Here is an 11,888-nt window from a genome sequence, read left to right as displayed (position 1 = left end):
GTGCATGCTGTATAAATCGCATATAGACCAACACTGCGGGAGGGAAGAACAAATGAAATTCATGTTATTGTTGGGATTGATCGGACATATTTTCTGTGGAGCATCGGACTGTCTGCTCATCTATGCACCGAATGGCAAGGTGAACCTGACGGACTTGAAGGATTATGAGAAGTCGAGTGTTTCGTTTCGGGGGATGCCAAGATGGGCATGTATCTTCAATCTGCTTCCGTTAGCTGTCGTCACATTGCCGACGAAGCTTCCTGCGAAGGCAAATGTAATCGGTGCAGGGATGTTCCTCGGACTCTTGTTTTTGATGTAAGATCTTGTTAAAATGGTGTTCAGAATGTGCTAGAAAAACAGGATGGAACATACGATGTTACTAGATAAAGATATACGGGAACCGTTATTTGAGTTCCTCGAAGAGCGGTACGGCAAGGTGCGCATCTTGGAGGAGAAAACCGTCGGGCGTTCGCGGGCGGATGTTGTGATGGTGATTCCTGAAAAAATCGTTGGAATCGAGATAAAAAGTGACGCGGATACATACACGCGGTTGGAGCGGCAGGTCGCAGACTATGATCTGTATTTCGATGCGAATATCGTGGTTGTCGGGAGCTCACATGCGAGTCACGTCGCGGAGCATGTGCCAGCACACTGGGGGATCGTGTCGGTAGAACAGCAAGAAGATCATGTGGATTTCTATATTGTGCGGGAGATGCAGGACAATCCGTATGCGCAGCTTCTTCGGACGATCCGTGTGCTGTGGCGCCCGGAGCTTGCCCATATTCAGGAGAAATACGGACTGCCGATGTACAAGCAGAAAAGCAAGGATTTTGTCCGTACAATCATTGTAGACCGGTTACCGGTCGAGGTGGTTCATAAGGAAATCAGTGATGCGCTATTTGAGCGGGATTACACCGCGATGCTTGCGGAGATTCAGGAATTCCGTAAGGCACAGGCGGCAAAACGCGGCAAGACTGTGCGCAAAAAAAGAAAAAAGTATCGAAGAAAAAAGCGGGATGCCTAGTAAGGCAGTTCCCGCTTTCCTTGCATAAAGTCGATTACAAGCTGCTTGTCCGTCTCGTTTTCAATGACGGCAGGCTGGTAGTTGTTGGATTCCCCGGTGTAGACATAACATGGAATCAAGGTGATGTCTGTATTCGCTACGGTGAAACCACCAGTCGCTGCATCCTGTGTGATCGTCAAAGTCTGGTTATAGATCAACGTTCTGTTCTCCGGGTAATTATTTCCACCGAAGATAAAATTCCCCAGTGAATATACGATGTTCACACCGTTGTAAGTCTCCATCGGCTGTAAGACATGTGGGTGGGAACCGATGACGAGGTCGGCACCGTGGTCGACTAAGTTATGGCAGGACGCCTGTTTCCAGTCCTCGTAGGCGTGTACCTTCTCTTCACCGCCGTGGAAATATACAACCTGATAATCACTGTTTGCATTTGCCTCTTCCAGATCCACTAACATTGCCTGTTCAGCTCCGGCGGAGTACATGCTTCCGAATACAAATGCAATCTTGAAACCATTGATTTCCTTGTAGACGATCTTTCCGTCCTTGCCCCAGTCAACACCTGCCACATCTAAGGCAGCACGCGTATCCATGTTGCCATCGGTGCCGAAATCATAAGTGTGGTTGTTGTCAATCGAGACAATATCGACGCCATTTTCCGGCAGGAGCTTGGCAGTTGCAGCGTGGGAGCGGAACCAGAATGCACGGAAGGTATATTCCGGCTTCTCCATGCTGACAGTCGTTCCGGATTGTTGTGCAAGTGCAACTGCAGAGTTATATTCCGCAACCGCATTATTGTATTGTTCGAGTGCGGCGGCTTCGCCCTTATCCGTTTTCGCCAGATTGTCATTGTCGGAGAAAACATTTTCACAATTCGCAATTGTGATATCATCATTTAAGAAATAATCCCGTACATTTTCGAAGAAATACGTGCTCGGCTGGCTGTTCGCCATGGCGTCGATGCTGCTGGTAGCGGTGTCGTTACCCGCGAGCATGATATCGCCGACGAAATTCATGCTGATGGTAAAGGATTGGGAAGCTGGTTTTTCATCTGCCCCGGCGTTGGTTACCGTTGCAACGCTGCCACTAACTGGCTGATAGGAATCCAGCCCGGAAAGGTCGATCGGCTGTGAGATTTCTGCCTCGGAGGTATCATCTGTATGGGACGAATCCTTCCGCAGATTGATCGCGACGAGACTGACCGTGCCGATGATCGTCAGAATAATAAAAAATATGATAATCTTTCGCATAGTAAATCCTCATATCTTCTGTGAATGCGTTTGTTTCAAATCATAACAAACGCAAAAAGGAAACAAATAACAATATATAGAATACCACATTTTTCCGGTAAAGCAAATATATATAAATTCAAGATAGCGGCTAGTCAACCGGGATAAATGGTGGTAAACTATGCCTAGTTTAAATATGATAAAAAGGAGACATAGGATGAATTATCCATTGACTTTGGAACAATATATTGCACAGATGCCGATGCAGGAAGCAGAGCTTGCACGTATGGGTGCGCAGATTGCGGAAGCGCTTTCCGTGATCCACCAGCAGGGACGTGTGCATGGGGATGTAAAGCCGGGGAATATCTTGGTTGTGTCACCCGGAAATTATCAGTTGATCGGGTATGAGAACGTGCGGCAATATCCGGAGGGGACAATCCCGACATTTGTTGCACCGGAGCTGACACAGGGTGGCGCTTACCATGCAGGGACGGATGTGTATGCACTCGGCATGCTGATGAAATCGCTGATTCCGAAACAGGGCATCAGTGGTGTGTTTGACGAGATTATCCAGAAAGCGTGTGAACCAGATCCGGCGAGACGTTATGCGACGGCATTGGAATTTGCAGAGGAATTACAGATGCTTGCGGATATTTTGCAGGAGCCAACGGTAGGAACCGGGCAGCAGATGTATGTACGGGAAACAGAGCAACCATCGATGCAGCCAATGTACGCGCAGAAACAGGAGCAATCATCGAAACAGCCAACTTGCGGGCAGCCATTGGTACAGCAGCCAAGGAGACAGTCACCGGCGCAGCAACCAACAGATCTGGTCAATCACCGAAGAAATGTACAGCAGGCGGATGCATATAATACACAGGAAGAGATGCATCTGCAACCGAAAAAAGAAAAAGTGACAAGGGAGACGCAGAAGGCGTCCTTGATGTTGCGGTTTTTACTGCCAATTCTGATTGTGCTGATCATAGGTGCGGCTGTTGCAATCTATGTTGTATTGATCCATCCAGTCAATCAGGAGGAAGAAACGACAACCGCGGCGCCAACAACCACGGAGGTAACGACCGAAGCAACGACGACAGAGGAGATGACTGAAGCAACCACAGAGGAAGCGGAATGTCCATATGAATATTCCCAGAAGATTACGGTAACCGCACATGCGGGAAGCACATCTGGAACGCTGACCGTTTATAACTGGGAACATGGCGACTGGGTTAACAAATATTCTGTTGCATGTGTGCTTGGCAGAAATGGAATCGGTTCTGACTACGGAGAAGGAAAAGGTGTCACACCGATGGGAACGTTTAAGCTTGGCTTTGTGATGGCAAATGTTGATCCGAAAAATAACATGAATTTTAAACTGGCAAGTGACTCAGCCGCAATCGTAGATGATGCAGAATCCGAACTGTATAACACACTTGTCGATACGAATACGGTAGGCGATGTGAGTGTTGATCATGTCGGAAGCAATATCGTAAACGGAAAATTAAATGCAATTATCTTTATCGAACATAATGGAGATGGCTTGTCTTCGGATGGCGTGACACCGGGAAAAGGCTCAGTCATTACGATCTGTGGAAATTATAGCAATGTCAGTGAGACAGCAGGCTGTATTGATATTTCAGCAGAAAATATGACAGAATTGTTGAAACTGTTGGATGGAAACATGAATCCACATATTGAGATTACATTGAATTAGGGGGTATCTATGAAGAATTTGCGGATGTTGTTCTGTATGTTGATGGGGCTTTTGATCGGTTCAGTTCTGGGAATTGTAATCGCAAATCTCACACACAATCAGCAGAAAAAGAAACACGCACAGATGGCAGCCACGGAGGTGACTGCGACTGCAGATGCAACGGCAGGGGATGTGGCAACGCCGATGGAGGAGCAGATGCATACAGCCCAAGATGCGACTGGGACAGATGCGGCGGTTCCTGATGAGGCACAGCCGGAAGCTTTGACAGAGATTTTGAATCGGAGTCTGGTCAGCTATGCACAACTGGCGGAGGTTTCCTGCAGACAACTGGTTGTCGTAGATGCAGATCACGATAAAGCGACGATATCCATGTATATCTGTGATACGGACGGAAAATGGACGGATACCGGACTGACAACCGAGGGCTATGTCGGGGCAAATGGTGTGAGCCGGGAGTCTTATGAGGGAAGCCGGATGACACCTGCCGGGGTATTTCCAATCGGCGAAGCATTTTATATAGAAGAGAAACCGAAAACGGGTCTTTCAACATTTCAAATTACAGAAAATACATATTGGGTTGACGATGAGGACAGTGAATTATATAATCAACGCATAGAACTTGATGGAGAAAAGACCTGGCAGAGTGCAGAACGTATGATTGAATACACGGATGCTTACAAATATGGATTTGTCGTGGAGTACAATCAGAATCCGGTGGAGCCGGGGCGTGGTTCGGCGATTTTCTTCCATGTGGGGCAGCAGCCGACACTGGGATGCATTGCAACAACGGAGGATATGGTGCTTGCATATCTGGCAGAATTATCGAAAGATATGCACCCGTATATCGTAATTCAATAGAAAATTTAACATCAGGTTAAATGGATGATAAAAATAAAAAACGGAGGATAGAGTTATGGCAATGAATATTGTATGTTTAGATTTAGAGGGCGTATTGGTACCAGAGATCTGGATCGCATTTGCGGAGGCAAGTGGAATTCCGGAACTGAAAAAGACAACAAGAGATGAACCAGATTATGATAAGCTGATGACATGGAGACTTGGCATCCTGAAGGAGCATGGACTTGGTTTGAAAGAGATTCAGGAGACAATCGCGAAGATTGATCCGATTCCGGGTGCAAAGGAATTCTTAGATGAGTTGCGCAGTTTGACACAGGTAATCATTATCAGTGATACCTTTGCACAGTTTGCAACACCACTGATGAAGAAGCTTGGTTGGCCGACGATTTTCTGTAACTCTCTGGAGGTTGCAGAAAGTGGAGAAATCACAGGCTTCAAGATGCGTTGTGAGCAGTCAAAGCTGACAACGGTTAAGGCATTACAGTCGATCGGATTTGAGACCATCGCCAGTGGAGATAGTTATAACGACCTTGGTATGATCAAGGCTAGCAAGGCAGGCTTCCTGTTTAAGAGTACAGAACAGATCAAGAAGGATAATCCGGAGCTTGCAGCATATGAGACTTACGATGAGCTGCTTGCTGCAATCAAAGAGCATCTGGATTAATCGGATAAAAATCGTTCTCTTATAACGAGGAATGAATAGAAATCGCTGTGAGCAACGCCTGTATTTGCTTATGGCGATTTCTTTATGTGCAAAAACTGCCATGCACAGATGTATGTACAAGATTTGAGAGATATAATTAGGAGGAATCTGGAAGATGTCAGAAGAGAAAAAAGAAATGAAAAAATCATCCAGCCCGGCGAAAGATCTGACCGTAGGATCGCCGATGAAACTGATTCTCGGATTTGCATTTCCGATGTTTCTGGGACTGTTGTTCCAGCAGTTTTACAGTCTGGTTGATACGATGATCGTAGGAAAATATCTGGGCGTGGATCCATTTGCAGGCGTTGGCTCGACAGGCAGTCTGAATTTTATTGTCATTGGATTTTGTATGGGACTTTGCAGTGGATTCTCGGTTCCGATCTCACAGAGCTTTGGTGCCAAGGATTTTCCGCTGCTGCGGAAGATGGTGACAAATTCTGTGTGGCTGTGTACATTTTTCAGCGTTGTAATTACAACTCTGATGCTTTTGTTCTGCCGCCCGGTTTTAACATGGATGAACACCCCGGAGAATATATTTGAATACGCATATATTTACATATTTATAATCTTTGCGGGAATTCCGTGTACGATTCTGTACAATATGACGGCAGCTATCCTGCGTGCGCTGGGAGACAGCAAATCGCCGATTATCTTCCTTGCGATTTCGTCTGCCATCAATATCGGTCTGGATCTGCTGCTCATCATAGTGTTCAGGATGGGCGTCGATGGTGCGGCGCTTGCAACCGTTGTTTCCCAGGGCGTATCAGGTGTGATCAGCATTATATATATTAAGAAAAAATTCGATATTCTTGCGATGGAGAAGGGAGACTGGAAGCTGGAGAGACATCTGGCAGGAAAATTGACGGGTGTTGGAATTCCGATGGGACTGCAGTATTCCATCACGGGAATCGGTTCGGTAATTCTGCAGACAGCGGTAAATGGACTAGGTTCCATCTATGTTGCATCTATGACAGCCGGCTCGAAGATCAATATATTTCTTGCGTGTCCGTTTGATGCGCTTGGTCAGACGATGGCACCGTATGCCGGACAGAACATCGGAGCAAGGAAGCTGGATCGTGTAGGGAAAGGTCTGCGTGCCGCATGTATCATTGGATTTATCGTGTCTGGACTGATGGTAATCGTAGTGAAGTTGTTCGGAGACCAGCTTACAATGCTGTTCTTAGATGAGAAGGATCCGGTTATCATGCAGAATTCAACACAGTTTTTGATCATTGTATCGGCATTTTACTGTCTGCTTACCTTGGTCAATACGGTTCGCTTTACAATTCAAGGTATGGGATTTTCATCACTCGCCATTATCGCAGGTGTGATGGAAATGATCGCGCGCGGTATCGCGGGTATGCTGCTCGTGCCGGCGTTTGGCTATCTCGGAGCCTGCTATTCCAGCCCGCTCGCATGGCTGCTTGCGGATGCATTCCTGATTCCGGCGTTCTTCCTGTGTAAACGCAAGGTCGCGCGGCAGCTGGAAGTCGGGAAAGCATAGTCAGGACTTGAATCTGGAAATTAAAATAAGAAAGCACGGTTTGATGTGAATCAAATCGTGCTTTTTATGTAATATATCGTTATCTGAACAATATTTTCATGCGGTCATTTATGCCTGACTCATGTGATTGATGTAATGATTCTTTAACGCCTGAAATGTTTCATCGCTCAAGTCATGTTCGATTCGGCAGGCATCCTCGTAAGCAGTCTCTTCGTTCACACCAAGAGACATAAAAAGATGGGCAAGCGTTTCATGCCGCTCGTAGATCTTGGATGCGATCTTCATGCCTTCCTCTGTGAGTGATAAATATCCTTTGTCATCGACATTTATATATCCGTTTACACGGAGGTTCTTCAGATACACGCTGACACTCGGCTTGGATAATCCAAGATGGTGTACGACATCAATCGAACGAACGTGCTCGTGTGATTTGCCAAGAAATAAAATTGCCTCCAGGTAATCTTCGGCTGATTCCTGTATTTTCATAAACCAATCCCCTTTACATAATAAGTGCTGTTAACGTCGCTATGTCTGAATACTAACACAAATTTTACAGGTTTGCAAACGCTTTGCAAAAATGCTTTATAAATAAGAAATACAAATATAAAAATCCGATGTATTTTTTATTGACAAAATAGTTAGTTTGGGCTAATATTGTGTCGACAGAAAGTTAGTTGTTCTAAACTAACCTGAAATAAAGTATGAATACTACAGAAAAGGAGTGATTTTTATGCCACTGTCAATGGTAGAAGAAGGAGAACCAAAAACCATCGTGAAAGTGGGGGGAAAAGAGGAAGTTCGTAAATTCCTTGAGAACCTCGGCTTTGTGGACGGTACAGTTGTAACCGTTGTATCTTCGCTGGGCGGAAACATGATTTTGAAGGTGAAAGATTCAAGAGTGGCTCTTGGTCGTGACATGGCAAGTAAAATCCAGGTAGCCTAGAAGAACGTATTCGTAAGAGAGGAAGTGAAACAATGAAGACATTGAATCAGGTAAAAGTAGGGGAGACCGTAAAGGTAACAAAGATCGCAGGCGAAGGCCCTATCAAGAGAAGAATCATGGATATGGGTATCACAAAGGGCGTTGAGATCTACGTGCGTAAGGTAGCTCCACTTGGAGATCCGGTTGAAATTACAGTTCGTAATTATGAGCTGTCTGTTCGTAAGGCAGATGCAGCGATTATCGAAGTAGAGTAATTCTCACATAATCGTAAATATGGTATACAGGTTGGACGTGATTGTAATTCTAAAACAGACCGTTGAAGCACGCTGGTACTTAATGAACGACAACTAGTTGGAGTGAATTTAGTACCACTGCGTGCTGAACCGAGCGAGAGCGGGTCTGTGAAGAATTACAATCATGGACAACTGTATTATATTTACGATTGCGTGAAATGTAAGAAAGATAAGGAGAGAAATCATGGCAATTACAATTGCACTCGCAGGTAACCCGAACTGCGGTAAAACGACATTGTTTAACGCCTTGACCGGCGCAAACCAGTATGTTGGTAACTGGCCAGGTGTTACGGTAGAAAAAAAGGAAGGTAAGTTAAAGGGACATAAAGATGTTGCCATCATGGACTTACCTGGTATTTATTCTCTTTCTCCATATACATTGGAGGAAGTTGTAGCAAGAAATTATCTGATCGGTGAGCATCCAGACGCAATCATCAATATCATTGATGGTACGAACCTGGAGCGTAACCTGTATCTGTCTACACAGATCATCGAGCTTGGCATCCCGGTTGTTATGGCTGTCAACATGATGGATGTAGTCAGAAAGAGCGGCGACAAGATTGATATCAAGGCACTTTCCAATGCACTTGGCTGTGAAGTTGTTGAGATCTCCGCTTTGAAGGGCGAAGGAATTAAGGAAGCTGCTGACAAGGCAGTTGCAGCTGCAAAGGCAAAGAAAGCCGTTGCACGTGTACATAAGTTTGACGATGCAGTGGAAGCTGCTATTGATGCAGTGGAAGCAAAGCTGGATGATTCAGTAGCAGAAGCACAGAAGCGTTTCTTCGCAATCAAGGTTCTTGAGAAAGATAGCAAGATTGGCGATCAGCTTAAAGTTATCCCAGATGTATCTGCAGAGATCAAGACACTGGAAGATAAGTTTGACGACGATACAGAGTCAATCGTGACAAGTGAGCGTTATGCGTACATTTCTTCTATCATTGGAAAATGTTTGAAGAAGGCAAAGTCAGGAAAGAAGCTTTCTGTATCTGATAAGATTGACAAGATTGTAACAAACCGTATTTTGGCACTTCCTATTTTTGCAATTGTCATGTTCTTAGTATATTACATTGCAATGCAGACCGTCGGTGCTGCTGCAACAGACTGGACAAATGATAACCTGTTTGGTGATGGTTTCCATTTGTTTGGTATGGAGAAGAATGACGATGGCGTTGCTTACAGCGACGATGCAGATGCTTACGCAGAGGCAATGCAGATCATCGATGGATTCATCTCTTATGGTGAAGAAAATGGTGTAGAAGTTGGTGATATTGCAGATGCTATGGATGCAGAGTCAGATGAGTTTGATCCAGCAAACGCTGCAAAGGCTGCTGACGAACTGCTGACAGTATTTGATGCCAATACAACAGCAACTTATCTTGTAGAAGATGAGGAGACACTGGCAACTGACGAGACAGAGTCTACATATGCAGATCTGCAGAGCGCAGTTGATACATACAAGTCTTATGGTTGTGAAGAGCCAGATCCTGCAGATTATGGCGTATTTATTCCTTCTATTCCGGATCTTGTATCAAAAGGACTTGAGAAAGCAAATTGCGCAGATTGGTTACAGGGATTGATCGTTGATGGTATCATCGCCGGTGTTGGTGCGGTACTTGGTTTCGTACCTCAGATGCTGGTACTGTTCATCCTTCTTGCAATCCTTGAGTACTGTGGATACCTTGCCCGTGTTGCATTCATCATGGACCGTATCTTCCGTAAGTTTGGTTTGTCTGGTAAGTCCTTCATCCCAATGCTCGTAGGTATGGGATGTGGTGTTCCAGGTATCATGGCTTCTCGTACAATTGAGAACGAGAAAGACCGTCGTATGACAATTATGACAACAACCTTTATCCCTTGTGGTGCAAAGGTTCCATTTATCGCAATGATCGCTGGTGCTATCTTCAATGGTTCCGCAATCATTTCAACCGGTGCTTACTTCATCGGTGTTATTACAATCATCTGTTCAGGTATCATCCTGAAGAAGACAAAGATGTTTGCTGGTGATACATCTCCATTCGTTATGGAGCTTCCAGCTTACCACTGGCCAAAGGTTGGCGCTGTTTTACGCAGCATGTGGGAGCGTGGCTGGTCCTTCATCAAGAAGGCCGGTACAATCATCCTTCTTTCTACAATCGTTGTATGGTTTACAACATACTTCGGATGGGTTGACGGAAGCTTCGGAATGCTTTCAGAGGATCAGATGGATTACAGTATCCTCGCTAAGATCGGTAACGCAATCTGCTGGATCTTCAAGCCACAGGGCTGGGGCAACTGGCAGGCAACGGTTGCAAGTGTAACCGGTCTTGTAGCAAAGGAGAATATCGTTGGTACGATGGGTATTCTGTACGGTGGCGGAGACGCAACTGTTTACCAGACACTGGCAAGCAAGTTTACAGAGCCAAGTGGTTTGTCATTCCTGTTGTTCAACCTTCTCTGTGCGCCATGTTTCGCAGCAATGGGTGCGATCAAGCGAGAGATGAACAGTGCAAAGTGGTTCTGGTTCGCAATCGGATATCAGTGTGGTCTTGCTTATCTTGTATCACTCGTTGTATATCAGATTGGTGTGCTCATTACAGCAGGTACATTTGGTGTAGGAACGGTTGTAGCGTTCTTGATCATCGCCTTCTTCCTGTATATGCTGTTCAGACCAAACAAGAATGCACAGTTTGCAAAGATCAAGACAAACTAATTCATAGTTTTCAAGAAAGATTGTATAGCACCGGAGCATATCCGGTGCTATATTAAGTATGTGGGAATTGTGTTTGTAAACCATGGAAAAGATGAGATAGAAGGTGCATATATTTCCATCTGATATCCATAATATAGGGATGTATTGTAGCTAAGAAGTTCTAGGTGTTCAATGTAAGTATTGTGAGTGGACGCCAACGCCGCCAATTCGCCGTCAATGGCTCAGTGGCGGCTTGTTTGAACATCGTGTTCAAACATGGCTGGGTAAATGAGTTGAACACCAAGAACTTCTAAGCCACAAACATATTCTATATTATGGATATTAGATGGAAACATATGAACCATCTACACCATTGGTTTATATGGTTTGCAAATACAATAAATATTACCTTGTAAGGAGGTCGTGGAAATGAATTTAGGTACATTTTTAATATTATTGGTAGTTGTTGCGGTGGTTGGTTTGGTCATCCGGGGGATGGTGAAGGATAAGCGTGCCGGCAAGTCAAGCTGTGGCGGGGATTGCAGTCACTGTGGAAGTGTCTGTCATGCACCGAAAAAAACACAGAAATAGAGCAAACAAGCGGAGTAATCCACAAGGAATATCGTCCAGTTAAGAATAATTATCAACAAGTAAAAAATATGAAAAAAGTGGTTGACTTTTTAGTTAGTTTACGTTAACATACAACATGTAGTTAGCAACAACTAACCACAACGAAACATAAATTCGCGTACATGGAATTTATAATCGACTCCTTTCTCTAACAGCCCCGCGCTACTCCACATAGCGCGGGGTAAATTTTTGCGTGATAATCGCCCAAGCACATGCATCGCTGCAAGCTTGCTTGCAAGCGAATGCATGTATTTGGGGGATAACAGACACTGAGTCGGAGCGAAGCGGAGACGAAGTGCCTGTTATGTGCAGGCGAAAGCCTGCA

At 45.1% G+C, this 11,888-nt stretch carries 12 protein-coding genes; 10 read left to right on the top strand and 2 right to left on the bottom strand.

All coding sequences use genetic code 11. The features are described from left to right. The first annotated feature begins 52 nt into the window (after positions 1-52). Complete coding sequence (locus AAAT93_RS00610; protein WP_117780085.1) at positions 53-319, top strand: hypothetical protein; 267 nt, start codon at positions 53-55, stop codon at positions 317-319. A gap of 54 nt (positions 320-373) precedes the next feature. Continuing rightward, positions 374-1,024, top strand: a complete 651-nt coding sequence (locus tag AAAT93_RS00605; RefSeq protein ID WP_117780086.1) for a sce7726 family protein — start codon at positions 374-376, stop codon at positions 1,022-1,024. Here AAAT93_RS00605 and AAAT93_RS00600 read toward each other — a convergent pair. Further along, a complete protein-coding gene (locus tag AAAT93_RS00600; protein ID WP_021986255.1) occupies positions 1,021-2,271 on the bottom strand; it encodes a CapA family protein in 1,251 nt (416 codons plus the stop codon). The two genes, AAAT93_RS00605 and AAAT93_RS00600, sit on opposite strands and share 4 nt — an antisense overlap. A 196-nt stretch (positions 2,272-2,467) precedes the next feature. Between AAAT93_RS00600 and AAAT93_RS00595 the strand changes: the two genes are divergently transcribed. From AAAT93_RS00595 to AAAT93_RS00580, 4 genes are all read left to right on the top strand, one after another. Then, the gene (locus tag AAAT93_RS00595) at positions 2,468-3,964 is read left to right on the top strand and encodes a protein kinase domain-containing protein (protein WP_021986254.1); all 1,497 of its coding nucleotides are present in this window, start codon (positions 2,468-2,470) and stop codon (positions 3,962-3,964) included. Between the two features lie 9 nt (positions 3,965-3,973). Continuing rightward, positions 3,974-4,822 (top strand): L,D-transpeptidase family protein, encoded by an 849-nt coding sequence (locus AAAT93_RS00590; RefSeq protein ID WP_021986253.1) that lies wholly within the window; start codon positions 3,974-3,976, stop codon positions 4,820-4,822. 61 nt (positions 4,823-4,883) lie between these two features. Further along, complete coding sequence (thrH, locus tag AAAT93_RS00585) at positions 4,884-5,486, top strand: bifunctional phosphoserine phosphatase/homoserine phosphotransferase ThrH (RefSeq protein ID WP_117780141.1); 603 nt, start codon at positions 4,884-4,886, stop codon at positions 5,484-5,486. A gap of 154 nt (positions 5,487-5,640) precedes the next feature. Continuing rightward, on the top strand, positions 5,641-7,029 hold the full coding sequence (locus tag AAAT93_RS00580) for an MATE family efflux transporter (protein WP_227573545.1): 1,389 nt from the start codon (positions 5,641-5,643) through the stop codon (positions 7,027-7,029). Positions 7,030-7,137: 108 nt separating this feature from the next. Here AAAT93_RS00580 and AAAT93_RS00575 read toward each other — a convergent pair whose 3' ends face one another. After that, complete coding sequence (locus AAAT93_RS00575) at positions 7,138-7,515, bottom strand: metal-dependent transcriptional regulator (RefSeq protein ID WP_021986250.1); 378 nt, start codon at positions 7,513-7,515, stop codon at positions 7,138-7,140. A 244-nt stretch (positions 7,516-7,759) separates the two neighbouring features. Here AAAT93_RS00575 and AAAT93_RS00570 point away from each other — a divergent pair, with 244 nt between their 5' ends. From AAAT93_RS00570 to AAAT93_RS00555, 4 genes are all read left to right on the top strand, one after another. Further along, positions 7,760-7,972, top strand: a complete 213-nt coding sequence (locus tag AAAT93_RS00570) for a FeoA family protein (RefSeq protein ID WP_021986249.1) — start codon at positions 7,760-7,762, stop codon at positions 7,970-7,972. A 32-nt stretch (positions 7,973-8,004) separates the two neighbouring features. Then, positions 8,005-8,226, top strand: coding sequence for a FeoA family protein (locus tag AAAT93_RS00565; protein WP_021986248.1), 222 nt, complete (start codon positions 8,005-8,007; stop codon positions 8,224-8,226). A gap of 223 nt (positions 8,227-8,449) precedes the next feature. Continuing rightward, positions 8,450-10,954: a ferrous iron transporter B gene (gene feoB, locus AAAT93_RS00560; RefSeq protein ID WP_021986247.1), complete on the top strand. Its 2,505-nt coding sequence runs from the start codon at positions 8,450-8,452 to the stop codon at positions 10,952-10,954. 408 nt (positions 10,955-11,362) lie between these two features. Next, the gene (locus tag AAAT93_RS00555) at positions 11,363-11,524 is read left to right on the top strand and encodes a FeoB-associated Cys-rich membrane protein (protein ID WP_021986246.1); all 162 of its coding nucleotides are present in this window, start codon (positions 11,363-11,365) and stop codon (positions 11,522-11,524) included. The last annotated feature ends 364 nt before the right edge of the window (positions 11,525-11,888 follow it).

Origin of the sequence: Coprococcus hominis (ex Arizal et al. 2022) (assembly GCF_040094675.1) — a bacterium.
Taxonomy (GTDB): domain Bacteria; phylum Bacillota; class Clostridia; order Lachnospirales; family Lachnospiraceae; genus Coprococcus_C; species Coprococcus_C hominis.
This window is presented reverse-complemented; position numbering and strand designations above follow the sequence as displayed.

What these genes read in the sequence shown, in the direction of transcription:
- AAAT93_RS00610 (WP_117780085.1), top strand. Translation starts at nt 53, where the DNA reads ATGAAATTCATGTTATTGTTGGGATTGATCGGACATATTTTCTGTGGA.
- AAAT93_RS00605 (WP_117780086.1), top strand. Translation starts at nt 374, where the DNA reads ATGTTACTAGATAAAGATATACGGGAACCGTTATTTGAGTTCCTCGAA.
- AAAT93_RS00600 (WP_021986255.1), bottom strand. Translation starts at nt 2,271, where the DNA reads ATGCGAAAGATTATCATATTTTTTATTATTCTGACGATCATCGGCACG.
- AAAT93_RS00595 (WP_021986254.1), top strand. Translation starts at nt 2,468, where the DNA reads ATGAATTATCCATTGACTTTGGAACAATATATTGCACAGATGCCGATG.
- AAAT93_RS00590 (WP_021986253.1), top strand. Translation starts at nt 3,974, where the DNA reads ATGAAGAATTTGCGGATGTTGTTCTGTATGTTGATGGGGCTTTTGATC.
- thrH (WP_117780141.1), top strand. Translation starts at nt 4,884, where the DNA reads ATGAATATTGTATGTTTAGATTTAGAGGGCGTATTGGTACCAGAGATC.
- AAAT93_RS00580 (WP_227573545.1), top strand. Translation starts at nt 5,641, where the DNA reads ATGTCAGAAGAGAAAAAAGAAATGAAAAAATCATCCAGCCCGGCGAAA.
- AAAT93_RS00575 (WP_021986250.1), bottom strand. Translation starts at nt 7,515, where the DNA reads ATGAAAATACAGGAATCAGCCGAAGATTACCTGGAGGCAATTTTATTT.
- AAAT93_RS00570 (WP_021986249.1), top strand. Translation starts at nt 7,760, where the DNA reads ATGCCACTGTCAATGGTAGAAGAAGGAGAACCAAAAACCATCGTGAAA.
- AAAT93_RS00565 (WP_021986248.1), top strand. Translation starts at nt 8,005, where the DNA reads ATGAAGACATTGAATCAGGTAAAAGTAGGGGAGACCGTAAAGGTAACA.
- feoB (WP_021986247.1), top strand. Translation starts at nt 8,450, where the DNA reads ATGGCAATTACAATTGCACTCGCAGGTAACCCGAACTGCGGTAAAACG.
- AAAT93_RS00555 (WP_021986246.1), top strand. Translation starts at nt 11,363, where the DNA reads ATGAATTTAGGTACATTTTTAATATTATTGGTAGTTGTTGCGGTGGTT.